The 22,081-nt window shown below is 72.5% G+C and carries 23 protein-coding genes; 11 read left to right on the top strand and 12 right to left on the bottom strand.

Features of this window, described 5'->3' with window-relative positions:
* Positions 1 to 64: 64 nt before the first annotated feature.
* Positions 65 to 565: a hypothetical protein gene (locus ACFW9O_RS01380; protein WP_384603770.1), complete on the top strand. Its 501-nt coding sequence runs from the start codon at positions 65 to 67 to the stop codon at positions 563 to 565.
* A gap of 7 nt (positions 566 to 572) precedes the next feature.
* On the opposite strand, the gene ACFW9O_RS01375 is transcribed toward ACFW9O_RS01380, so the two are convergent.
* Entirely contained in the window at positions 573 to 1,544 is a 972-nt protein-coding gene (locus tag ACFW9O_RS01375; RefSeq protein ID WP_384603768.1) for an aldo/keto reductase, read from the bottom strand.
* Positions 1,545 to 1,608: 64 nt separating this feature from the next.
* Positions 1,609 to 3,042, bottom strand: a complete 1,434-nt coding sequence (gene argH / locus ACFW9O_RS01370) for an argininosuccinate lyase (RefSeq protein WP_351170685.1) — start codon at positions 3,040 to 3,042, stop codon at positions 1,609 to 1,611.
* A 243-nt stretch (positions 3,043 to 3,285) separates the two neighbouring features.
* On the opposite strand from argH, the gene ACFW9O_RS01365 reads away from it, so the two are divergent.
* The 3 genes from ACFW9O_RS01365 to ACFW9O_RS01355 all read left to right on the top strand — a co-directional run bounded on the left by ACFW9O_RS01365 (position 3,286) and on the right by ACFW9O_RS01355 (position 6,099).
* Positions 3,286 to 4,692 carry a hypothetical protein gene (locus ACFW9O_RS01365; RefSeq protein ID WP_384603766.1) on the top strand — a complete coding sequence of 469 codons (1,407 nt, stop codon included), beginning with the start codon at positions 3,286 to 3,288 and terminating at the stop codon, positions 4,690 to 4,692.
* 44 nt (positions 4,693 to 4,736) lie between these two features.
* Positions 4,737 to 5,336 carry a pyridoxamine 5'-phosphate oxidase family protein gene (locus ACFW9O_RS01360; protein ID WP_384603764.1) on the top strand — a complete coding sequence of 200 codons (600 nt, stop codon included), beginning with the start codon at positions 4,737 to 4,739 and terminating at the stop codon, positions 5,334 to 5,336.
* A gap of 64 nt (positions 5,337 to 5,400) precedes the next feature.
* The gene (locus tag ACFW9O_RS01355) at positions 5,401 to 6,099 is read left to right on the top strand and encodes a L,D-transpeptidase (protein WP_384603761.1); all 699 of its coding nucleotides are present in this window, start codon (positions 5,401 to 5,403) and stop codon (positions 6,097 to 6,099) included.
* An 11-nt stretch (positions 6,100 to 6,110) separates the two neighbouring features.
* On the opposite strand, the gene ACFW9O_RS01350 is transcribed toward ACFW9O_RS01355, so the two are convergent.
* The 5 genes from ACFW9O_RS01350 to argC form a co-directional block, all read right to left on the bottom strand.
* Positions 6,111 to 6,647 (bottom strand): arginine repressor, encoded by a 537-nt coding sequence (locus ACFW9O_RS01350; protein ID WP_329212851.1) that lies wholly within the window; start codon positions 6,645 to 6,647, stop codon positions 6,111 to 6,113.
* A gap of 10 nt (positions 6,648 to 6,657) precedes the next feature.
* Positions 6,658 to 7,854: an acetylornithine transaminase gene (locus ACFW9O_RS01345; RefSeq protein WP_384603758.1), complete on the bottom strand. Its 1,197-nt coding sequence runs from the start codon at positions 7,852 to 7,854 to the stop codon at positions 6,658 to 6,660.
* A complete protein-coding gene (gene argB / locus ACFW9O_RS01340; protein WP_351170670.1) occupies positions 7,851 to 8,813 on the bottom strand; it encodes an acetylglutamate kinase in 963 nt (320 codons plus the stop codon). The genes ACFW9O_RS01345 and argB overlap by 4 nt, the downstream gene beginning before the upstream one ends.
* Entirely contained in the window at positions 8,810 to 9,964 is a 1,155-nt protein-coding gene (gene argJ / locus ACFW9O_RS01335; protein WP_384603755.1) for a bifunctional glutamate N-acetyltransferase/amino-acid acetyltransferase ArgJ, read from the bottom strand. The genes argB and argJ overlap by 4 nt, the downstream gene beginning before the upstream one ends.
* 88 nt (positions 9,965 to 10,052) lie before the next feature.
* On the bottom strand, positions 10,053 to 11,081 hold the full coding sequence (gene argC, locus ACFW9O_RS01330; protein WP_384603753.1) for an N-acetyl-gamma-glutamyl-phosphate reductase: 1,029 nt from the start codon (positions 11,079 to 11,081) through the stop codon (positions 10,053 to 10,055).
* Between the two features lie 125 nt (positions 11,082 to 11,206).
* On the opposite strand from argC, the gene ACFW9O_RS01325 reads away from it, so the two are divergent.
* Entirely contained in the window at positions 11,207 to 11,494 is a 288-nt protein-coding gene (locus ACFW9O_RS01325) for a hypothetical protein (RefSeq protein WP_384603751.1), read from the top strand.
* 233 nt (positions 11,495 to 11,727) lie between these two features.
* Here ACFW9O_RS01325 and ACFW9O_RS01320 read toward each other — a convergent pair whose 3' ends face one another.
* A complete protein-coding gene (locus ACFW9O_RS01320; RefSeq protein ID WP_384603748.1) occupies positions 11,728 to 12,132 on the bottom strand; it encodes a DUF5997 family protein in 405 nt (134 codons plus the stop codon).
* A 58-nt stretch (positions 12,133 to 12,190) separates the two neighbouring features.
* Between ACFW9O_RS01320 and ACFW9O_RS01315 the strand changes: the two genes are divergently transcribed.
* The 5 genes from ACFW9O_RS01315 to ACFW9O_RS01295 all read left to right on the top strand — a co-directional run bounded on the left by ACFW9O_RS01315 (position 12,191) and on the right by ACFW9O_RS01295 (position 17,177).
* Positions 12,191 to 12,946: a LysR family transcriptional regulator substrate-binding protein gene (locus ACFW9O_RS01315; RefSeq protein WP_384603746.1), complete on the top strand. Its 756-nt coding sequence runs from the start codon at positions 12,191 to 12,193 to the stop codon at positions 12,944 to 12,946.
* A 147-nt stretch (positions 12,947 to 13,093) separates the two neighbouring features.
* Positions 13,094 to 14,050 carry an alpha/beta hydrolase gene (locus tag ACFW9O_RS01310; RefSeq protein ID WP_384603745.1) on the top strand — a complete coding sequence of 319 codons (957 nt, stop codon included), beginning with the start codon at positions 13,094 to 13,096 and terminating at the stop codon, positions 14,048 to 14,050.
* Entirely contained in the window at positions 14,043 to 15,203 is a 1,161-nt protein-coding gene (locus ACFW9O_RS01305) for an acyltransferase (protein WP_384603743.1), read from the top strand. Before ACFW9O_RS01310 ends, ACFW9O_RS01305 begins: the two co-directional genes overlap by 8 nt.
* Positions 15,204 to 15,213: 10 nt before the next feature.
* Positions 15,214 to 16,512, top strand: coding sequence for a sensor histidine kinase (locus tag ACFW9O_RS01300; protein ID WP_384603741.1), 1,299 nt, complete (start codon positions 15,214 to 15,216; stop codon positions 16,510 to 16,512).
* Positions 16,509 to 17,177 carry a response regulator gene (locus tag ACFW9O_RS01295; protein ID WP_384603738.1) on the top strand — a complete coding sequence of 223 codons (669 nt, stop codon included), beginning with the start codon at positions 16,509 to 16,511 and terminating at the stop codon, positions 17,175 to 17,177. Before ACFW9O_RS01300 ends, ACFW9O_RS01295 begins: the two co-directional genes overlap by 4 nt.
* A gap of 78 nt (positions 17,178 to 17,255) precedes the next feature.
* On the opposite strand, the gene ACFW9O_RS01290 is transcribed toward ACFW9O_RS01295, so the two are convergent.
* From ACFW9O_RS01290 to ACFW9O_RS01275, 4 genes are all read right to left on the bottom strand, one after another.
* The gene (locus ACFW9O_RS01290; RefSeq protein WP_384603735.1) at positions 17,256 to 18,407 is read right to left on the bottom strand and encodes a serine hydrolase domain-containing protein; all 1,152 of its coding nucleotides are present in this window, start codon (positions 18,405 to 18,407) and stop codon (positions 17,256 to 17,258) included.
* Positions 18,408 to 18,501: 94 nt separating this feature from the next.
* Complete coding sequence (locus ACFW9O_RS01285) at positions 18,502 to 19,077, bottom strand: histidine phosphatase family protein (RefSeq protein WP_351170637.1); 576 nt, start codon at positions 19,075 to 19,077, stop codon at positions 18,502 to 18,504.
* A 68-nt stretch (positions 19,078 to 19,145) separates the two neighbouring features.
* Positions 19,146 to 19,628 (bottom strand): GNAT family N-acetyltransferase, encoded by a 483-nt coding sequence (locus tag ACFW9O_RS01280; protein ID WP_384603731.1) that lies wholly within the window; start codon positions 19,626 to 19,628, stop codon positions 19,146 to 19,148.
* Positions 19,625 to 21,094, bottom strand: coding sequence for a PLP-dependent aminotransferase family protein (locus ACFW9O_RS01275; RefSeq protein ID WP_384603728.1), 1,470 nt, complete (start codon positions 21,092 to 21,094; stop codon positions 19,625 to 19,627). The genes ACFW9O_RS01280 and ACFW9O_RS01275 overlap by 4 nt, the downstream gene beginning before the upstream one ends.
* On the opposite strand from ACFW9O_RS01275, the gene ACFW9O_RS01270 reads away from it, so the two are divergent.
* Complete coding sequence (locus ACFW9O_RS01270) at positions 21,093 to 22,067, top strand: DMT family transporter (protein WP_384603725.1); 975 nt, start codon at positions 21,093 to 21,095, stop codon at positions 22,065 to 22,067. The two genes, ACFW9O_RS01275 and ACFW9O_RS01270, sit on opposite strands and share 2 nt — an antisense overlap.
* Positions 22,068 to 22,081 lie beyond the last annotated feature (14 nt).

The following is a 22,081-nucleotide window of genomic DNA, read 5'->3' as shown; positions in this document are numbered from 1 at the left end:
GCCGGTACCCAGCTCCTGACGCCACCCCGCCCCGTCGGACGGTCGCAGCGGGCACCATGAGGCGATGAAGCCGCTGCTGATGATCGACATCGACGGGCCGCTCAATCCTTACGCGGCGCTGTCCCGCCGTGTACCGCCGGAGGGCTACCGGCGGTACACGATGCGGCCGACGGGGTGGACGGAGGGGCCGGCGCTGCCGGTCCTGATCAACCCGGGGCACGGGGACGAACTGCTGGCCCTCACCGACCGGTACGAGCTCGTCTGGGCGACCACGTGGAGGGACGAGGCCAACGAGTGGATCGGCCCGCGCCTCGGGCTTCCCCCGCTGCCGTACATCGACTGGCCCGCGATGCACGACGCCACCGCGGACGGGACGTACTGGAAGACGCGGTACGTCGTCGAGTACGCGGCCGGGAGGCCGTTCGCCTGGGTCGACGACGAGATCACGGACCTCGACACGGGCTGGGTGGCGGGGCACCACCCGGGGCGGGCGCTGCTGCGTCCGGTCGATCCCCGGGTGGGGCTGGTGCGGGCGGACTTCGACGCACTCGCCGCCTGGGCGTGATGCCGGCTCAGCTCCAGGGCAGCGAGGAGCGGTGCCGCCAGTACGCCTCAGGCTCCTCCACCAGGGCGTCGAGCCGGTCCAGCCGGTCCGCGTCCAGGTCGAGGAGGGGTGCGTGCAGGTTGCCGGCGAGCTGGGTGACGGTGGCCGCTCCCGACAGGACGACGCCCGCCCACGGCCGGTGGAGCACGAAGGCCAGGGCGGCGGCGTCCGCGCCCAGTTCGGCCTCGGCGGCGATCTCCTGGACGACGGCGGGGGCTTCGGTCCCGGCGAGCCTGCCGTTGGCCATGGCTTCCTTGACGATGACGGTGAGTCCGGCGTCGTGCGCCTCGGCGAGCGCCTGCCCCGCTGAGGTCTCCAGCGCGTTGTACGTGGCCTGAACGGTACCGAAGAGGGGCTCGCCGTCCACCGTGACGGCAAGGGCGGCCCGGATGGCGTCGGCCTGGGCGGGACCGCTGGTGGAGAGACCGACGGTGGTGCCCTCCGCGGCCAGCGCGGCCAGGCGTGCGTGCAGGTCCTTGTCGCTCAGTGCCGGGCTGTCGGCGGTCACCGAGTGGATCTGGTAGAGGTCGAGCCGTTCGCCGAGCAGTCCGGCCGTTTCCGCGCGCTGGCGTTCGAACGTGGCGAGGCTGTGGTCCTTGACCTCGTGCGCCTCGGCGTCGACGCGCCAGTCGGCGGTGTAGGTGTAGCCCCACTTGCTGCCGACGACCACGTCCGTCACCTCGGGCCGGGCGGTCAGCCAGTCGGCGAGGAACTCCTCGGAACGGCCGTAGGAGCGGGCCGCGTCGAAGTACCGGACGCCCTGCGCGTAGGCGGCGTCCAGCAGGTCGTGGGTGCGGGAGCGCAGCGCGTCCGCGCTGCGGTCCGCGGGCAGGTCCCGGTCCCGGTGCAGATTGATGTAACCGGGCCTGCCGACGGCGGCCAGGCCCAGCCCGATGTGGGCGGTCGGGGTGGTCGCTCGGTTCAGGCGGGCGAAGGGCATCGCGGACTCCTCCTGGTCGGTTTCATGTACCTGCCCGACCAACGTAGCCCGCGATGCCGCCGGATCAGCCGCGCGCGGTCGCCCAGGCGTGCTGCGTCGCCAGGTCGGCCTTCACCTCGGCGAGCTGGACGGCGACGGCCGACGGGGCCGTGCCGCCGCGGCCGTCGCGGGAGGCGAGCGCGCCGGGCACGTCGAGTACCGTGCGCACCTCGGGGGTGAGGTGCTCGGAGATCTTGGCGAACTGCTCGTCCGTCAGTTCGTCGAGCTCGATGCCCTGCTGCTCGCACACCTTGACGCACTCGCCCGCGACCTCGTGCGCGACCCGGAACGGGACGCCCTGCTTGACCAGCCACTCGGCGATGTCCGTGGCGAGCGAGAAGCCGGCCGGGGCCAGCTCCTCCATGCGCTCACGGTTGACGGTGAGCGTGGCCATCATGCCGGTGAAGGCGGGGAGCAGGACCTCCAGCTGGTCGCAGGAGTCGAAGACGGGTTCCTTGTCCTCCTGCAGGTCGCGGTTGTACGCGAGCGGGAGGGCCTTGAGGGTCGCCATCAGGCCGGTCAGATTGCCGATGAGACGGCCGGACTTGCCGCGGGCCAGCTCGGCGATGTCCGGGTTCTTCTTCTGCGGCATGATCGAGGACCCGGTGGAGAAGGCGTCGTGGAGGGTGACGAAGGAGAACTCCTTCGTGTTCCAGATGATGATCTCCTCCGCGATCCGGGAGAGGTTGATGCCGATCATCGCGGTGATGAACGCGAACTCGGCGACGAAGTCCCGGGACGCGGTGCCGTCGATGGAGTTGGCCACGGATCCGTGCTCGAAGCCGAGGTCCGCGGCGACCGCCTCCGGGTCGAGCCCGAGGGACGATCCGGCCAGCGCGCCGGAGCCGTACGGGGAGACCGCGGTCCGCTCGTCCCACTGCCGCAGCCGCTCGGCGTCCCGGATGAGGGGCTGCACATGCGCCAGGACGTGGTGGGCGAACAGGACGGGCTGGGCGTGCTGCAGGTGCGTACGGCCGGGCATGGCCACGTCGGCGTGGGCCTCGGCCAGCCCGACGAGCGCGTCCTGGAGTCCGGCGATCAGCCCGCCGATGATCCTGGCGTGGTCGCGCAGGTACATCCGGAAGAGCGTGGCGACCTGGTCGTTGCGTGACCGGCCGGCCCGCAGCTTGCCGCCGAGGTCCGGACCGAGACGCTCCAGCAGGCCGCGCTCCAGCGCGGTGTGGACGTCCTCGTCGGCGATGGTGCCGGTGAACGAGCCGTCGGCGACGGCGGCTTCGAGCGAGTCGAGGCCGGCGATCATGCGGTCGAGCTCGTCCTCGGTGAGCAGACCGGCCTTGTTGAGCACCCGCGCGTGGGCACGGGAGCCGGCGATGTCGTACGGGGCGAGCCGCCAGTCGAAGTGGACGGAGGCGGACAGCTTGGCCAGCGCCTCGGCGGGTCCGTCGGCGAAACGGCCGCCCCAGAGGCGTACGTCGCTGTTGCCGGTGCCGTTGCTCACTGCGTGCTCCTCGGGAAGTGCAAGGGTGGGATGTGCGACCGCCTCCCCGCACGCGTACGGAGGGGAGGCGATGGGTGACTCGGGGATCGGACGAGGTCGCACGTGGCCGCGATCTTCGGGAAAGGCCGAGGATCCCGATGAAGCCCTGTGCGGTGCAGTCACTGGTAGGCATAACTATGCAGCCCTCTGTATGGTTTGTCAAAGCTGCTGGTGGGAGGCGCGTGCGATCCCTAGGCTGGGATCATGCGGAACGTGATCCCTCTGTCGCCCACGCTGTACCTCTCCCCGCAGGACCGGCTCCTGCTGGGCAAGCCCCTGGCCGCGGCAATGGACACGACCGATCCGCAGGCATGGGTCGACCTCGACCGGCGGATACGGTCGAAGACCGCGCGGCAGAGCGGGGTCCCGCCGCTGGAGTCCCTGCCCCGGGAGCGTCGTACGGGCGGACGCGGGACGGTCGACTGGTCGAGCGCACCCCGCTGGGACGAGGAGGCCAAGGACGTCACCTGGTCGCAGTTCCCGCCCCGTGAAGCGGAGACCGCGATCGCCCTCTGCCACTGCCGGTGGCAGGTCCGCGAGGCCGCGCTGGCGTTCACCCCCGGGCAGCCGCCTCTCCTGCCCCTGCTGCTGATCCGCTGCGCCGACCGTCACGTACGGGTACGGGAGCGGGCCCGCCGGATCATGCGTGCGGCCCTGCAGGCGTCGGAGGCGGAGCCCTCGGACCTGATGCCCCTGGCCCTGCACCTGACCCTGTTCCCGCACGGCGGCTGGGCCCTTGACCGGGTCCTGGCCGCCGCGGGACCCCTGCCGGGACTGCCGGGACTGCTCTGCGCGAGCCATGCGCCGGAGGTCCGGGTCCGCGGGGCGCGAGCGGCCCTGGAGGAGGAGCTGCTCACGCCCGCCGGGCTGACCGAGCTCATCCTCACCGCCCCGGACCGGGTCGTCCGCCATCGGTGCACCGACAAGCTGCTCGCGCAGGTCACCGCAGGTGATCCGGAGCGGCTCCTGGACCCCTTGCTCGGCGCTTCCTCGGCCGTCACGCGGTCCTCCGCGGTGATGGCCCTGCACCGGGCGGAACGCGGCCCGGAGGCCGAGTCGCGCCTGGTCGATCAGTCGGCCCGCGTGCGTTCCGCCGCCCGCCTGGTCCTGCGGCTGGAGGGCCGCGACCCGGGGGAGCTCTACCACGAGATGTGCGCCGGTCGCGCCGCCTCCGGACTGCCGCCGGGAGCCCTGTTCGGCCTGGCCGAGTCCGGAGCACCCGACGCGACGGCCCTGCTGCGGCCGTTGACGGCACATCCGGAGGGCCGGGTGCGCGCCGCGGCACTCGCCGCCCTGCGCATGCTGGACGCGGTCTCCCCCGGCGAGCTGATGGCCGCCATGGACGACCCGCATCCGCCGGTGGTGCGCACCGCCTTCAAGGCGCTCGTCCCGTACGTCCTGCTCGTCCCGGAGGAGTGGCTGGCCTCCTTGGTCGCCCCCGGCCGCCCCCAGCACGTGCGGCGTTGCGCACTCCGCCTGCTCTGCGCCCACAGCCTCGCTCTGCGCAAACGCGTACTGGCGGCGATGGAGGACGACGAGGACCCCGAGGTCGCCCACGAGGCGCAGCGTGCGCGCTACGAGCCGCTGCCGCCCTTCAGCTCCGGTGGGTGAGAAACACCAGGGGAACAGGCGTCCGACGACGGATACTTCATTCCATGGGAAAAACGTACGAGCGTATCGATGGACGGCTGCGGACCTTCATCGAGGAGCAGCACATCTTCTTCACGGCCACCTCCCCACTGGACGCCGACGGCACGGTGAACCTCTCCCCCAAGGGCGTCAGCGGTTCGTTCGCCGTCGTCGACGAACGGACGGTGGCCTACCTCGACTTCGCGGGGAGCACCGCCGAGACCGTCGCCCACCTGCGCGAGAACGGGCGCATCACGCTGATGTGGTGCGCCTTCCAAGGGCCACCGAACATCGTGCGCGTGCACGGCCGCGGTGAACCGGTCTTCCGCGACGATCCGCGGTTCCCGGCCCTGCTCGGCCACTTCCCCTCGGTCGACCCGGCGTCGCACGGGCTGCGCGCCATCATCGTGGTGACGGCCGAACTGATCCGGGACAGCTGCGGATACGGGGTGCCCTTCATGGCGTACGACGAGGACCGCTCCCTGCACGCCGACCGCTTCCGACGCGAGGACGACGCCAGCCTGAGCGCGTACTTCGGGAAGAAGGAGCACATCGCGACCAGCATCGACGGGCTGCCGGGTCTTCCCCTGCCGCTGCCCGCCCTGCCGGCAGCGCCCGCGGGGTGAGGCACTGGGCCGTACGGCGCAGGCGCGGTGGGGCCGTGCCGCCGCGGGCCGTACGGTCCGGAACATGCGCAGATCCCTGGTGACCGTGTCGGTTCTGCTGGCGCTGGCGTCCCTCGCGGCCCGGCCGGCAGAACCGGCGCCCCTCCCTGAACGGCTGGCCGACACGGGCGGCGGCAGCCAGCTGATCACCGCCGAGGCCCCGGACACGGACTCCACCACGGGCACGGTCACGTGGTGGGACCGGCGGTCGGGCACATGGGTCCGTGCGGGTTCCGCGCCCGCCCGCTTCGGGGCGAACGGACTGACCGAGGGTGCCGCGCGTACGCAGGGCACGAACACCACGCCCACCGGCCTGTACGACCTGCCGTACGCCTTCGGCGTCGCTGCCGCCCCGGCCGGGACCAGCTATCCGTACCGCCTGGTCAACGAGCGCTCGTGGTGGTGCCAGGACAACGCGTCCCGCGCGTACAACCGCTGGGTGGAGCCGCTGTCGGCGGACTGCCGGGCGGACGAGGCCGAGCATCTGGTGACGTACGGGACGCAGTACGCGCGTGCGCTCGTGATCGGCTTCAACTACCACCGGCCGGTACGGGGCCGGGGTGCCGGGATCTTCCTCCACGTCAACGGCAAGGGCGCGACAGCCGGTTGCGTCTCCGTTCCGGCCGCCGACATGGACCGGATCCTGGCCTGGGCGGAGCCGGCCGGGCGTCCGCACATCGCGGTCGGGACCGAGTCCGGCCCGACCGCGATCACGCGCTACTGACGGGCAGTCGCTCAGCGCTCGTTCTGGGCGAGCCGCAGCAGGTGGTCGGCCAGCGCCTGGCCGCCGTTCGGGTCACGGCTGATCAGCATCAGCGTGTCGTCACCCGCGATCGTGCCGAGGATCGCCTGGAGTTCGGCCTGGTCGATGGCCGAGGCGAGGAACTGGGCGGCGCCCGGCGGCGTACGCAGCACCACGAGGTTGGCCGAGGCCTCCGCCGAGATGAGCAGCTCGGAGGAGAGCCTGCGCATCCGCTCCTCCTTCGCGGACCCGCCGAGCGGTGCCTGCGGGGTACGGAAGCCGCCCTCGCTGGGCACCGCGTAGATCAGCTCGCCGCCGGTGTTGCGGATCTTCACCGCGCCGAGCTCGTCCAGGTCCCGGGAGAGCGTCGCCTGGGTGACGCTCAGCCCGTCGTCGGCCAGCAGCCTGGCCAGCTGGCTCTGTGAGCGCACCGGCTGCCGGTTCAGGATGTCCACGATCCGCCGGTGGCGGGCGGTGCGGGTCTGTGGCACCGACGGCCCGCCGTGCTCGGATTCCTGCGCCTCGGTCATCGTCGTCGCCTCATTCTCCGGATCGTCCGTCCCCGTGGGCCGCGTCGAGAGCTCCGGGCAGAATGCGCAGGAACGCGTCCACCTCGGCGTCTCCGATGATCAGTGGCGGCATGAGCCGCACGACATCGGGGGCGGGAGCGTTCACCAGGAGTCCGGCTTCCTGGGCCGCCTTCTGCACCTGCGGTGCGAGGGGCTCCGTGAGCACGATGCCCAACAGCAGGCCGGAGCCGCGGACGTGGGAGACCAACGGGTGGCCCAGCCCCTCCACACCGTCCCTGATCTTCTCGCCGAGCCGCTTCACGTCGTCCAGGGCGCCGTCGGCGGCGAGGGTGTCCAGAACGGCGAGACCGGCGGCGCAGGCGACCGGGTTGCCGCCGAACGTCGTGCCGTGCTGGCCGGGCTTCAGCAGGTCGGCCGCGGCGCCGAAGGCCACGGTCGCGCCGATCGGCAGTCCCCCGCCGAGGCCCTTGGCAAGGGTGACGAGGTCGGGCTCGACGCCCTGGTGGGCCTGGTACTCGAACCAGTGGCCGCAGCGGCCGATCCCGGTCTGCACCTCGTCCAGGACCAGCAGCGTGCCGGTGGCCCGGGTGATCTCCCGGGCGGCCTCCAGATAGCCCTTGGGCGGTACGACGACACCGTTCTCGCCCTGGATGGGCTCGATGATCAGGAGGGCCGTGTCGGTCGTGACCGCGGCGCGGAGCGCCTCGACGTCGCCGTACGGCACGTGGGTGACGTCTCCGGGCAGCGGCACGAAGGGCTCGCGCTTCTTGGGCTGGCCGGTCAGGGCGAGCGCACCCATGGTCCGGCCGTGGAATCCGCCGTCGGTCGCGACCATGTGGCTGCGCCCGGTGAGCCGGCCGATCTTGAAGGCGGCCTCGTTCGCCTCGGCGCCGGAGTTGGAGAAGTAGACCCTGCCCGTCCGGCCGAAGAGCTGGAGCAGGCGCTCCGCCAGCGCGATGGGCGGTTCGGCGATGAAGAGGTTGGAGACGTGGCCGAGCGAGGCGACCTGGGCGGAGACGGCCTCGACGACGGCCGGGTGTGCGTGGCCGAGGGCGTTCACCGCGATACCGCCGACGAAGTCGAGGTACTCGGTGCCGTCGGCGTCCCACACGCGGGCGCCCGCGCCGCGGACCAGGGACAGCTGCGGTGTTCCGTAGTTGTCCATCAGCGCCGCCTGCCAGCGCTGCGAGAACTGCTCGTTGCTCATGACTCCCCCTGCGCGTGCGGCCGCGGCTCGATGTGTACGTCGTCGTGCGGGCCCGCCGGCGCGCCGTCCTGTGCGTCGGGCACGACCATCGTGCCGATTCCCTCGTCGGTGAAGATCTCCAGCAGGATCGAGTGCTGGACCCGGCCGTCGATGACGCGGGCGGTCTCCACGCCGTTGCGTACGGCGTGCAGGCAGCCCTGCATCTTGGGCACCATGCCGCTGGAGAGATCGGGCAGCAGCTTCTCCAGCTCGGTGGCGGTGAGCCGGCTGATCACGTCGTCGCTGTTGGGCCAGTCCTCGTAGAGGCCCTCGACATCGGTGAGGACCATCAGCGTCTCGGCGTTGAGCGCGGCCGCGAGGGCCGCGGCGGCGGTGTCCGCGTTGACGTTGTAGACGTGGTTGTCCTCGGCGGAGCGCGCGATGGAGGAGATGACCGGGATCCGGCCGTCGTCCAGCAGCGCCTGGATGGCTCCGGTGTCTATGGCGGTGATCTCGCCGACCCTGCCGATGTCGACGGACTCGCCGTCGATCATCGGGCGGTGCTGGGTGGCGGTGATGGTGTGGGCGTCCTCGCCGGTCATGCCGACGGCGAGCGGGCCGTGCTGGTTGAGGAGGCCGACGAGCTCGCGCTGGACCTGGCCGGCCAGCACCATCCGCACGACGTCCATGGCCTCGGGCGTGGTGACGCGGAGACCGGCCTTGAACTCACTGACCAGGCCCTGCTTGTCGAGCTGGGCACTGATCTGCGGACCGCCGCCGTGCACGACGACGGGCTTGAGACCGGCGTGCCGCAGGAAGACGACGTCCTGGGCGAACGCGGCCTTCAGCTCCTCGTCGATCATGGCGTTGCCGCCGAACTTGATGACGACGGTCTTGCCGTTGTGCCGGGTCAGCCAGGGCAGCGCCTCGATGAGGATCTGCGCCTTCGGCAGCGCCGTGTGCTTCCTCGCGGCACTCATGAGCTGTACGCGCTGTTCTCGTGGACGTACTCGGCGGTGAGGTCGTTGGCCCAGATGACGGCCGTCTCGGTGCCGGCGGCGAGGTCGGCGGTGATCTTGACCTCCCGGTAGCGCATGTCGACGAGGTCGCGGTCCTCGCCGACACAGCCGTTCTTGCAGACCCACACGTCGTTGATCGCGACGTTCAGCTGATCGGGGTCGAAGGCGGCCTTCGTGGTGCCGATGGCGGACAGGACACGGCCCCAGTTGGGGTCCTCCCCGTGGATGGCGCACTTGAGGAGGTTGTTGCGGGCGATGCTGCGGCCCACCTCGACGGCGTCGTCCTCGGTCGCGGCGTTGATGACCTCGATCCGGATGTCCTTGGAAGCGCCCTCGGCGTCACCGATCAACTGGCGCGCGAGGTCGGCGCACACGGTCTGGACAGCGGCCGCGAACTCGGCCTGCCCGGGGGTGATTCCGCTCGCGCCCGAGGCGAGCAGCAGCACGGTGTCGTTGGTCGACATGCAGCCGTCGGAGTCGACCCGGTCGAAGGTGGTGCGGGTCGCGTCGCGCAGCGCGGAGTCGAGACCCGCGGCGTCCACGTCGGCGTCGGTGGTCAGGACAACCAGCATGGTGGCCAGGCCGGGGGCGAGCATGCCGGCGCCCTTGGCCATCCCCCCGACGGTCCAGCCGTCGCCGTTCGCGACCGCGGTCTTGTGCACGGTGTCGGTCGTCTTGATGGCGATGGCGGCCTTCTCACCGCCGTGCTCGCTCAGCGCCGCCGCGGCCTTCTCGATGCCGGGCAGCAGCTTGTCCATGGGGAGCAGCAGGCCGATCAGTCCGGTCGAAGCGACCGCGATCTCGCCCGCGCTGTGACCGGTGAGGACCTCGGCGGTCTTCTCGGCGGTCGCGTGGGTGTCCTGGAAGCCCTGGGGGCCGGTACAGGCGTTGGCACCACCGGAGTTGAGGACGACGGCGGTCACTTCGCCGCCCTTGAGGACCTGCTCCGACCAGAGGACGGGGGCGGCCCTGACGCGGTTGGAGGTGAAGACGCCCGCGGCGGCGCGGCGGGGCCCGTTGTTGACCACGAGGGCCAGGTCCGGTCCGCCGCTCTCCTTGATTCCGGCGGCGATGCCCGCCGCCGTGAATCCCTTGGCTGCCGTGACGCTCACTGCATCTCCTCGTTCGCTTCTCCGCCGGCGCTGCGCGGCGGCGCGGTCCTCGTCGTCTCCCGCAGCCCGGCGGCTGCGCGTGCGTCGCTCACGGTGCGACTCCGATGGTGGAAAGACCTGTGTCCTCGGGCAGCCCGAGTGCGATGTTCATGCTCTGCAGGGCTCCGGACGCGGTGCCCTTGGCAAGGTTGTCGATGGCGCTGATCACGATGATCCGGCCGGCTGCCTCGTCGTGGGCGACCTGGATCTGGACGGCGTTGGATCCGTACACGGCCGCGGTGGAGGGCCACTGCCCCTCGGGCAGCAGGTCGACGAACGGCTCGTCCGCGAAGGCCTTCTCGTAGGCGGCGCGGAGGGACTCCGCGCTCACGCCCGGCTTCGCCTTCGCGCTGCACGTGGCGAGGATGCCGCGGGGCATGGGCGCGAGGGTCGGCGTGAAGGACACGGTGACCGGCTCACCGGCTGCCGCGCTCAGGTTCTGGATCATCTCGGGCGTGTGCCGGTGGACTCCGCCGACGCCGTACGGGGACATGTTGCCCATGACCTCGGAGCCCAGGAGGTGAGGTTTGGCCGCCTTTCCCGCACCCGAGGTGCCGGAGGCGGCGACGACGACGGCCTCCGGTTCGGCGAGCTGGGCGGCGTACGCCGGGAAGAGCGCGAGGGAGACGGCGGTCGGGTAGCAGCCGGGCACCGCGATGCGCTTGGACCCCTCCAGCGCGCTGCGGGCTCCGGGCAGCTCGGGCAGGCCGTACGGCCAGGTGCCCGCGTGCGGGGAGTCGTAGAATTTCTCCCAGTCGGCAGCAGACTTCAACCGGAAGTCGGCACCCATGTCGACGACGAGCACCTCGTCACCGAGCTGCTCGGCGACGGCGGCCGACTGCCCGTGCGGCAGGGCCAGGAAGACGACCTCGTGTCCGGCGAGTACCTCGGCCGTGGTCGGCTGGAGCACCCGGTCGGCCAGCGGCCTCAGGTGCGGCTGCAGGGCGCCGAGCTTCTGTCCGGCGTTGGAGTGGCCGGTGAGGGCGCCGATCTCGACCTGTGGGTGGGTGAGGAGCAGGCGGAGCAGTTCCCCGCCGGCGTATCCGCTCGCTCCAGCCACTGCCGCACGTACCACCATCGAAATGCCTCCTCGTCGATGGCATGACTATACGCTGGCCCGCACTTTTATGCAAAGATGTGCAGCTTGAGCGCCGTCCTGTCCATGTACGAGCGGGGGCGGACCGGCAGAGGAAGTCGGCGGACATGAGCGGCATCGTCGACGGGATCGACCGGGTGCACCGCGAGGTCGGCACGCGGCAGGCCGGGGCGCGGTGGGCCGGCACGGTGCTGCTGCGGCGCACCTACGAGGCGGCGGTCGCGGAGGTCGGGGACGCGGTGACCTCGCCCCGGCGGATCGCGCGGTGGTTCCTGCCGGTGCGCGGGGAGTCCGTGGCCGGCGGCCGCTGTCAGCCGGAGGGGAGCGCCGGCGGCGAGATCCTCGGGTGCGTACCGCCGGAGCGCCTGCGGGTGTCCTGGCTGTTCGGGCCGTAGCCGGGGTTCGGTGAGGTCGAGGTGCGGCTCGCGCCGGAGGACGACGGCCGGACGGTGTTCCGCCACGGGCGGGGCGCCGCGTTCGCCGCGGCGGGCGCGGACCCGGAGGTCGTGGCGGCCACGACGGCGGCGACGATCGCGGCCTGCACCGGGGCGCAGAGCGGGGAGCAGAACGGGGCGGCCGGGTTCCTCACCGCCTCGGGACCCGGCGGCCGTCACCGCCCCCGCACGCGTCAGGAACGCGGGTCGCCGGACTCCTCGGACCGCGCCGCGTTCTTCTCCTTGATGCGGATCGCTTCCTTGCGGACCTCGGCCTGGGTGGCGCGCTCCTTCTGCAGCCACTCGGGGCTCTCGTCCTTGAGCGCGTCGATCTGCTCGGTGGTGAGCGGCTCGGTGACTCCGCCCCGCGCGAGGCCGGCGATGGAGATGCCCAGCTTCGAAGCGACCACGGGCCGGGGGTGCGGACCGTTGCGCCGCAGCTCCTGCAGCCACTCGGGCGGATCGGCCTGGAGTGCGTTCAGCTCGCTGCGCGAGACGACGCCCTCCTGGAACTCGGCGGGGGTGGCTTCGAGGTACACACCCAGCTTCTTCGCCGCGGTGGCGGGCTTCATTGTCTGGGTGGTCTGGTGCGACGTCATGCTGTCCAGGGTATCGAGCATGTGCGCCGCCTCCGACCACGGCCGGTAACCTGGCGGAGTGACAGGCTCGGAAACCCCCTCCTCGTTCCGGCTCGCCTACGTCCCGGGCGTGACCCCGACCAAATGGGTGCGGATCTGGAACGAGCGGCTGCCCGGCGTACCGCTGACCCTCGTGGGCGTACCCGCGGCCGAGGCGGCCGGTGTGCTGCGCGGCGGCGACGCCGACGCAGGTTTCGTGCGCCTGCCGGTCGACCGTACGGATCTCAGCGCGATCCCCCTCTACACCGAGACGACCGTGGTCGTGGTCCCCAAGGACCATCTGGTGGCGGCCGTCGACGAGGTGTCTGCCGCGGATCTCGCCGACGAGATCGTGCTGCACCCCCTCGACGACACCCTGGAGTGGGAGCGCCCGCCGGGCCGTCCCGCGCTCGAGCGCCCCGCGACGACGGAGGACGCCGTCGAGCTCGTGGCGGCGGGGGTGGGGCTGCTCGTCGTCCCGCAGTCGCTGGCCCGTCTGCACCACCGCAAGGACCTCACCTACCGGCCGCTGTCGGACGTTCCGGAGTCGCGCATCGCCCTGTCCTGGCCGGAGGAAAAGACCACCGACCTGGTGGAGGAGTTCATCGGGATCGTCCGCGGGCGGACCGTGAACAGCACCCGGGGCCGCCCCCCGACACCCCCGCAGCCGAAGGCCAAGCGCCCGGAGAAGAAGGGCGGCGCACCGCGCAAGCCCGCAGCCGGCAAGGCGACGGGCAAGAACCCCCGGGGCGCGTCCGGCGGCGCCAAGCGCGGCAAGCCCCGGCGTCGCCCGTAGCGGGGTTCGGGAGGCGGGGCACCCCCTACTCGTAGTACTCCAGAACTACGTGACAGGTGCGCTCCTCAGCGGGACGCCGACCACACGGGGCGGTCCATAACTTCAGTACCGGATTCATCAGGCACATCCGGTACGGAAGGACCACCCATGGCGTCCCGCCCACGCAGCAGCCGATTGCGTCGCGCGTTGCTCTCCGCGCTCGTCACCGCGTCCGTGGCACTGCCGGTGTCGGGGGCGGCCCGCCCCGCCGCTGTTCCGGCACCCGCCCCCGCGGCCCTCGGCCCGCTGGGCACCGCGGCCCCGGGCGTGCTGGCGGCGCGGTACGCGGCGAACCGTGACGGCATCCGGGCCGCCGAGGACATGGCCGCCCGGAACGGGGACCGGCAACGTGCCGCCTCGCTGCGGGACATGGCCGGGTCCGCCCGGCACTTCCTGGCGTTCGACGGGCGCGACGGCGGCCGCAGCGCCGAGGTCTTCGGGGATCTGTCGCGGGCCGGCCGGATCGCCGTACTGGTACCGGGAGCCGGCGTCGACCTCGACCACTACTGGCGTTTACGGCGCGATGCCGAGGCGCTCCTGCGGGAGCTGGGCAAGGGGTCGGCCGTCGTCGCCTGGCTCGGGTACCGGACACCGGTCACGGTGAGCCCGGGGGCGCTGACCCCGGGACGGGCCGCCGAAGCGGCACCGCAACTGACCTCCTTCGTACGGGAGCTGAGTGCGGCACGGCCCGCCGCCCGGGTCTCCGTGCTCTGCCACTCCTACGGTTCCGTCGTCTGTGCCCGGGCGGCGTCCCGGCTCGATGTCGCGGAGATCGTGCTGTACGGCAGTCCCGGCACCGGCGCCGACAGCGCCGCCGCGCTGCACACCCGGGCCACCGTCCGGGCCGGCCGGGGCGGTGCCGACTGGATCGCGGACGTACCCCATATACGGGTGCGACTGCCGTTCGTCACGGTCGGGTTCGGTACCGACCCGGTCTCGCCGGAGTTCGGCGCCGAGGTCTTCGACGCGGGCGACGGCGGACACAGCGACTATCTGAAGCCCGGATCGGTCTCGCTGCGCAGCATCGGCCGGATCGTCGCGGGTACGGCGGGCCGTCATGCGTGAGCTCGTGCGGCGTATCGGGTCCGCGACGCCTCCGGACCGCGACCGTGCGCTCGACGCCCTGCGCGGCCTCGCCATCCTGGGCGTGGTGTGCGGCCACTGGCTGGTGACGGCTCTGGTCGCCGACAGCGGCACGGTGCACGGTTCGAGTCCGCTCCAGTACATGCCGCAGTTCACCCCGGTCTCCTGGGTGTTCCAGACGCTCGCGGTCTTCTTCCTGGTGGGCGGGCACGTGGGAGCCAAGGGCTATGCCTCCGCCCGGGCCAGGGGCGAGTCCTACGGGCGGTGGCTGCGGGCCCGGATGGGGCGGCTGTTCCGGCCGGTCGCCGTCGTCCTGGTGGTGTGGGCGGTGGCGGCGTGCGTGATGCTGGCCTCCGGGGTGGACCAGGACACCGTGCGCGCGCTGGGCAAGCTGGTGTGGTCGCCGCTGTGGTTCCTGCTGGTCTTCGCGGCGCTGACGGCGGCGACCCCGCTCGTGGCGCGGCTGCATCCGCTGTGGCCGCTCGCCGTGGTCCTCCACGTCGACCTGATCCGCCTGGGCCTCGACGGCCCGGCCGCCCTGGGCCGGGTCAACGTGGCGGCGGGCTGGCTGGTCCCGTACTGCCTGGGCGCCGCCTGGGCGCGGGGCGGGCTGCGCAGCCGCCGGACCGCCTGGGCGCTGCTGCTCGGGGGCGCGGCGGCCACCGCGGGGCTCGTACTGTTCGCCGGCTATCCGGCGTCCATGGTCGGGGTGCCCGGCGGTGAGCTGTCCAACCTCGATCCTCCGACGCTCGCGGTCGTCACCTTCGGCCTCGCCCAGTGCGGGGCGGCACTGCTGCTGCTCGGACCGCTGCGCCGGGTCCTGGCGCGTCCCGCCGTCTGGGCGGCCGTGGCGCTGGTGAACCTGTCCGCGATGACCGTGTTCCTGTGGCACCAGACCGCGATGATCGTGGTGACCTCGACGGTCCTGTTCCTCGGCGGCCCGTTGCCCGGTCTGCACACCGTGCCCGACGGCCCGGTCTGGGTCCTGGCGCGGCTGGCCTGGCTGCCGGTCTTCGCCCTGGTGCTGCTGGTGCTCCGGCACGCCTTCGGTGCGTACGAGCAGGGGCGGAGCAGCGGATCGACGATCGTACGCAAGAGTTCCCCGGCCCTGATCCAGGAGTCGCGACGTGCTTAAGGTGGAGAACATGACGGGGTGGGCGGGGGCCGGGACGGCCGGGCGACGGCTGGCGGCCGTTCTGTGGAGGCTGCCGCGCACGCTGCGCGAGGACCTGTGGACCTCGCCCGTCGATCCGGTACCGCCACCGGGCCGGCCGGGCGCACCGATATGGCGGCCGGTGTTCGGAATGCTGCTGGGGATCGCCGCGTCGGCGATCGCGCTGTTCCACGTGTACGACCTGATACCGCACGGCTCCGGCATACCCCTGTACGCGGTTCTTCTCGCCGTGCTCCAGTCGGTGGCGCTGATCGCCGGTATGTCCCGGCCGCTGTTTGCCTGGTGGGCGTCGCTGGGGCTCATGGTCGTCAGCGTGCGGCTTGCCGAGCCGGTGCTGCGGCCCGACGAGCTGTTCCCGTGGACCATGCCCGAAATCGCCCTGCAGAGCGGGGCGTTGTTCCTGCTGGCACTCCGGGTCCAGCCCCGCCGGGCGGTCACCGCGCTGGCGGTCAGTCTCCTGGCGGGGCTCGCCGCCGCCACGTTCGCCACGCAGGCCCACAACTACGCGCTCGACCGCGGCGGCCTCGTCGCCGTGGCGGCCGTCGTGGCCGGCAGCGCGCTGCGGGCCCTGCGGGTGGCCCGGACCCAGTTGGTGGAGCAGTCGGAGCTGACGGAGGAGGAGCGGGCCCGGCGCACGCTCCTGGAGGAGCGCAACCGGATCGCGCGCGAGCTGCACGACGTGGTCGCCCACCACATGTCCGTGATCTCCATCCAGGCGCAGGTCGCCCCGCACCTGGTGGAGAACCCGTCGGACGAGCTCAGGGAGAACCTCGCGGGCATCCGGGAGAACGCCGTGGAGGCGCTCGCCGAACTGCGCCGCGTGCTCGGCGTGCTGCGCTCGGAGGACGCCCTGGCGGACGGCGTACGGCACGCCCCGCAGCCCACCCTCGCCATGCTGCACGAGCTGATCGGCAAGGTGCGGGGGGCCGGCATCACCGTCACCTCGGAGACGGCGGGCACCCGGCGGCCGTTGCCGCCCGGCGTCGAGCTGTCGGCGTTCCGCATCGTGCAGGAGGCGCTCAGCAACGTGATGCGGCACGCCCCTGGGGCACGCGCTCGGGTGGAGGTCGGTTACCACACCGCGGCCGTCACGGTCCGGGTCACCAACTCCGCCCCGGACACCCCGCAAGCACGGTCCGCGGGCGTCGGTCACGGGCTGCTCGGAATGAACGAACGGGCCGCCATGCTGGGCGGCGAACTCACCCACGGCCCCACCCCCGGCGGGGGCTACGAAGTAGTGGCGACGCTTCCCCTGGAGGAACCCGCATGACCATCCGCGTGCTGATCGCCGACGACCAGATGATGGTCCGTCAGGGCTTCACGGTGCTGCTGAACGCCGAGCCCGGCATCGAGGTCGTCGGCCAGGCGGTGGATGGTCTCGACGCGGTGGAGAAGGTCGCCGCGCTGGCTCCCGACGTCGTCCTGATGGACATACGGATGCCGCGTCTCGGCGGGATCGACGCCACCCGCCGCATCACCGAAGCGCCGGGCGCCACCGTCAAGGTCCTCGTCCTGACCACCTTCGACCTCGACGAGTACGTGTACGAGGCGCTGCGCGCGGGCGCCTCCGGATTCCTGCTGAAGGACGCGTCGGCAGCCGAACTCGCCCAGGCGGTACGGGTGGTGGCGGCCGGGGACGCGCTGCTCGCCCCGAACATCACCAAGCGTCTGATCGCCGAGTTCTCCCGTGTGAGCACCGCGCCGCGCGCCCCGAGCAGGGACCGCGTCGGTGATCTCACGGAACGCGAGACCGAGGTTTTGTTCCTCGTCGCGCAGGGGCTGTCCAACGCGGAGATCGCCGGGCGGCTGGTCGTGGCGGAGCAGACCGTGAAGACCCATGTGAGCCGGATCCTGGTGAAACTGGGCCTGCGCGACCGGACGCAGGCCGCGGTGTTCGCGTACGAGTCGGGGCTGGTGCGCCCGGCCGGCTACTGACCGGACGCCGCCCGCGGCCGGGTACGGGGCACGCCGTCCACCCGTCCACGAGGGACGGCGGGCACGTCGTCCGACCGGTCAGAGGGACGCGTACACCGCGTCGATCAGTGCCATCTTGCGTGGGTCGTCGGCGATGTTCGCGCCCATGCGGTTCATGACGTAGCCGAGCGCGATGCCGGCCTCCGGGTCGGCGAGGCCGCAGGAACCGCCCGCCCCGTCGTGCCCGAAGGCACGCGGGTTGGGACCGTAGGAGGCGTTCTCGCCGCTCAGCCAGAGGCCGAGGCCCAGCTCGGTGTCGTGGGCGAAGCCCGCGCCGAGCACCAGGTCCCGGCAGCTGCCCTGCCCCTCACGGACCCTTTCCGCGGCCTCCTCGGAGAGGATCCGTCGACCGTCGGCGCTGCCCCGTCCGGCGAGGATGCCGTAGAGAGCGGCGACCGCGCGGGCCGTTCCGTGGCCGTTCGCGGCGGGGATCTCGGCGGCCCGCCACTCGGGGGTGTTGGCGGCGGCCGTGCCCGTACCAGGGTTGAGCAGTGAGGCGATGGCCACCGGCTCCATCCGGGCGAAGAGCGCGGCCTGTTCACGCGAGACGGTCTTCGGCTGGACGAGCTCGGCGACCCGGTGGGCGTCCTTCTCCGGGAAACCGATGGTGAAGTCGATGTCCAGCGGCCCGGTGATCTCCTGCCGCAGGAACTCCCCGGGCAGCAGGCCGGTGATCCGGCGGACGACCTCGCCGACGAGGAATCCGTACGAGATGGCGTGATAGCCGGAGCGGGTGCCCGGCTCCCACCACGGTTCGGTCGCGGCGAGGCGGGCCGTGGTCAGCTCCCAGTCGTACAGCTCGGCCAGGGTGTGCGGATCCCGCAGGCCCGCGACGCCCGACCGGTGGGAGAGCAGATGGCGTACGGGCACGGACTCCTTGCCTGCGGCGGCGAATTCGGGCCAGTACGTGGCTACGGGAGCGTCCAGGTCGAGGAGCCCGCGGTCGACGAGGATGTGGGCGCAGAGCGCGGTCGGGCCCTTCGTCGTGGACCACACGTTGACCACGGTGTCCCGCTCCCACGGGCGGGTCCGGTCCTTGTCCGCCCAGCCGCCCCAGAGGTCCACCACGGGGGAACCGTCGACGAGGACGGTGACGGCCGCACCCAGTTCGTCGCGCTGCTCGAAGTTCGCCGCGAACGCGTCGCGCACCGCGGCGAACCGGTCGTCGCAGTGGCCATGGAAGTGCGGCACGGATCACTCCTCGTCTCGGGAGCCCTCACCGTACCGACTGGTCGGACTGGCGGGAAGAAGCCGTACTCCGGGTTCCTTCGATCGAGGGGAACCGTCAGCGCCGAAGCGCTTCGAGGCTCAGGCTCCAGCGGCCGGGCATTCCGGTGAGCGTGACGGTGGAGAGCGGGCGGACGTCGACGTTCCAGTACGTCGACGGCGGGGCCTTGAGCGCGTAGACGAGGGCGGCCCGGACGACGGCGGGTTCGGCGACGGCGACGATGAATCCGTCGCACGCCGGACGGGTGTCGAGCCAGCCGCCTATCCGCGAGATGAAGGCGAGCAGCGGTTCGCCGCCGTGCGGAGCGGATCGCGGGTCGGCGAGCCAGGCGTCCACGGAAGCGGGCTCCCGGGCGGCCACGTCCGCGAGGGTCAGGCCGCGCCAACGGCCCATGTCGCAGTCCCGGAGCGCGGGCTGGGCCATGGGCGCGAAGCCGAGGGCGTCCCCGGTGGCGCGGCTGCGCGGTGTGGGCGAGCAGTAGCGCAGCTCGGCCGCGCCGAGCGGCACCAGGGCGTGCGCGGCGAGCTGCACCTCGTGCCAGCCCGTGTGGTCGAGCGGCCGGTCGTCGTCGAAACGCTCGGCGAGCAGGGCGGAGCTGCGCGCGGCTGCGACCAGGGAGACACGAACACTCATGGGCGCGATCGTGGAGCCGAACGCCGCGCCGGTCAAGAGGGCGGCGCGGCGGACACAAGCGCTTCCGGTCAGGCCACCTGGAGGCACATCCACTTTCCCGGTGCTTCGAGCGGCATGAAGCCGACCTTCGCGTAGACCCCGTGGGCGTCGTCCGTGGCGAGGAGGAACCTGCGCACGCCCGCCGGCGCGAGCCGGTCCCGGATCTCGGTGACGAGCCGGGTGCCGATTCCGTGGCCGCGGGCCGCCCGGTCGACGTACACGTCGCAGATCCAGGCGAACGAGGCGTGGTCGGTCACCACCCGGGCGAAGGCAACCTGTTCGCCCGAGGTGACGTCGTACGCCGCGAAGTTGAGGGATCCGGCCAGCGCACGGTCCTGCTGCTCACGACTGCGGCCCAGGGCCCAGTAGGCGTCCGTGGAGAGCCAGTGGTGAATGCGGGCGGGGTCCAGCCGGGAGGGGTCGCTGGAGATCTCGTACCGCTGCCCGCGGGTCCCTGTGGAGGCGGCGTCGGCAGAGGAGGCGGCGGTGGCTGAGGCGTCTGTGTCGGTCATGCGCGCAGGCTATCCGCCGGGCCCTGGCGGTCGAACAGCTCGTCGCACGCGGTGCGCAGTCTCCGTACGCCCTCGGCGATCTCCGCAGGGCCGGCGACCGCGGCGAAGCTCAGCCGGATGTGCCCGGCCGGGGGCTCGGCGCAGTGGTACGGGCGGCCCGGGGCCACGGCGACGCCGGCCCGCAGGGCGGCGGAGACCAGGGCGGGCTCCTCGGCCCCCGGCCCGGGGAGCCTGAGCCAGAGGCTGCCTCCGCCCGACGGCACGTGGGGCAGCGCGAGTTCCGGCAGCCGGCTCCGGACAGCGGCGGTGATCGCGGTGCGGCGGCTGCCGAGCTCGGCGGCCACCGCACGCAGATGACGGCCCCAGGCCGGTGAGCCGACGAGTTCGAGTGCCGCCTCCTGGAGCGGACGGGGCACGAAGAAGCTGTCGACGACCTGGATGGCCCGCAGGCGCTCCAGGACGGGACCACGGGCCGCCAGCGCGCCGACGCGCAGGCTCGGCGAGGTGACCTTGGTGAGGGAGCGGACGTGGACGACGACACCGTCCTGGTCGTGCGCGACCAGAGGTTCGGGCAGCGGGCCGGAGTCCGCGTGGGCGAGGCGGCGGGCGAAGTCGTCCTCGACGACGAAGGCGCCCGCCTCCCGGGCGGTCCGCACGATCTGCGCACGCCGGTCCGGTCCGAGTACCGCGCCGGTCGGGTTCTGGAAGAGCGGCTGGCAGACGAAGAGCCGTGCCCCGGTGGCACGGAAGGCGGCGGCGAGCAGGTCGGGGCGTACGCCGTCGGTGTCCACCGGCACGGGCACCGGCCGCAGCCCGGTGGCACGGGCGGCGGCCAGCATGCCGGGGTAGGTGGGGGATTCGACGAGAACGGGGGCACCGGGCGGCGCGAGGGCCCGCAGTGCGGTGGCCAGCGCGCTCTGGCCGCCCGCGGTGATCAGGACGTCGCCGCCGGTGAGCGTGCCGCCGATCTCGCGGGCGAACCAGGCGCGGAGCTCGCTCAGGCCGTCGGTGGGCGGTCTCCCCCACGCTCCGGGTCGACGGCCGGCCCGGGCCAGCGCGTCGGACATGGCTCGCTCGGGCTGGAGCGAGGGGTGGAGGTAGCCGCCGTTGAACTCGATGACTCCGGGGCGCGGCGCGGCGAGCGTGACCAGCACTCCGGAGGCGTCGACGGTCCGCGGTACGACCTCCGGTCCGCTGTCGCCGCTGAGCGAGACCTCCTGCCAGGACGTGTCGCCCGGCGCGCGGGCGTCGGTGCGGTCCTCGGCCCGGAAGGCTCCGGAGCCGGGCCGGGTGACGACCAGGCCTTCGGCGGCGAGCTGCGCGACGGCCCGTGAGACGGTCACGGGGCTCACCCGGAAGCGCTCGACGAGAGCGCGGCTCGACGGGAGCTTTCCACCAGGTGAGTAGCGGTTGAGCTCTTCACGGAGGCGGCTCACCAGTTCTGCCACACTGCTACGCTCATGCATGACAGTACAGGATAGCGCTATCGCGCCCACAACGATAGCGGTCGGGCGGCACACAGGCCCTGGCGGCGCCCTGCTCGCCGGGCTGGGCGTCCTCGCCTTCTCACTGACCTTTCCGTCCACGGTGTGGGGGCTGGAGAGCTTCGGCCCCTGGTCGCTGGTCGCGCTGCGCAGCGTGCTCGCCGCGCTGATCGCCGGCAGCTTCCTGCTCGCGGGCCGCGTCCCGTTCCCGGATCGCCGGCACTGGGGTGGTCTCGTGGTCGTCGCGGGCGGTGTGGTCGTCGGATTCCCCCTGCTGACGACGCTCGCCCTGCAGACCTCCACGACCTCGCACGCGGCCGTGGTGGTCGGGCTGCTCCCGCTGACGACCGCCCTCTTCGCGTCGCTGCGCACCGGCTCCCGTCCGCCCCGCGCCTTCTGGGTCGCCGCGTGCGCGGGTGCCGCCGTGGTGATCGTCTTCACGGTCCAGCAGAGCGGTGGGGTCCTCGCACGCGGCGATCTGTACCTGTTCGGCGCGCTGCTGGTCTGCGCGGCCGGGTACACCGAGGGCGGGAGGCTCGCCGGCCTCATGCCGGGCTGGCAGGTCGCCGGGTGGGCCCTGGTGCTCTGCCTGCCGCTCGCCGTCGCGGGCGCGGCCGTGGCGCTGCCCCTCGAACCGGTGCGGATCACCGCGCACGGGGTGATCGGCCTGGTCTGGGTCGCGGGGGGTTCCACCTTCCTCGGGCTGTACGTCTGGTACCGCGGCATGGCGGAGATCGGGGTCGCGCGGGCGAGCCAGCTCCAGCTGGCGCAGCCGCTGCTCACCCTGGTCTGGTCGTTCCTCGCCCTCGGCGAGGAGGTGCCCGCGGCCGCCCCGGTGGCGGCGGTGGCCGTACTGGTGTGCATCGCCGTCACCCAGCGCGCGGGCAGGCCCGCAGGACGCCCCGGAACCCGCGGGACGGCCCGTACGAGAGGCGGCGCCCGCGTCCGGTCATAGACTTGTCGACATGG

The sequence above is a fragment of the Streptomyces sp. NPDC059499 genome (assembly GCF_042749285.1).
In the GTDB taxonomy this organism is placed as follows: domain Bacteria; phylum Actinomycetota; class Actinomycetes; order Streptomycetales; family Streptomycetaceae; genus Streptomyces.
Note: the sequence above shows the minus strand (reverse complement) of the source record. Positions and strands in the feature narration are given on the sequence as shown.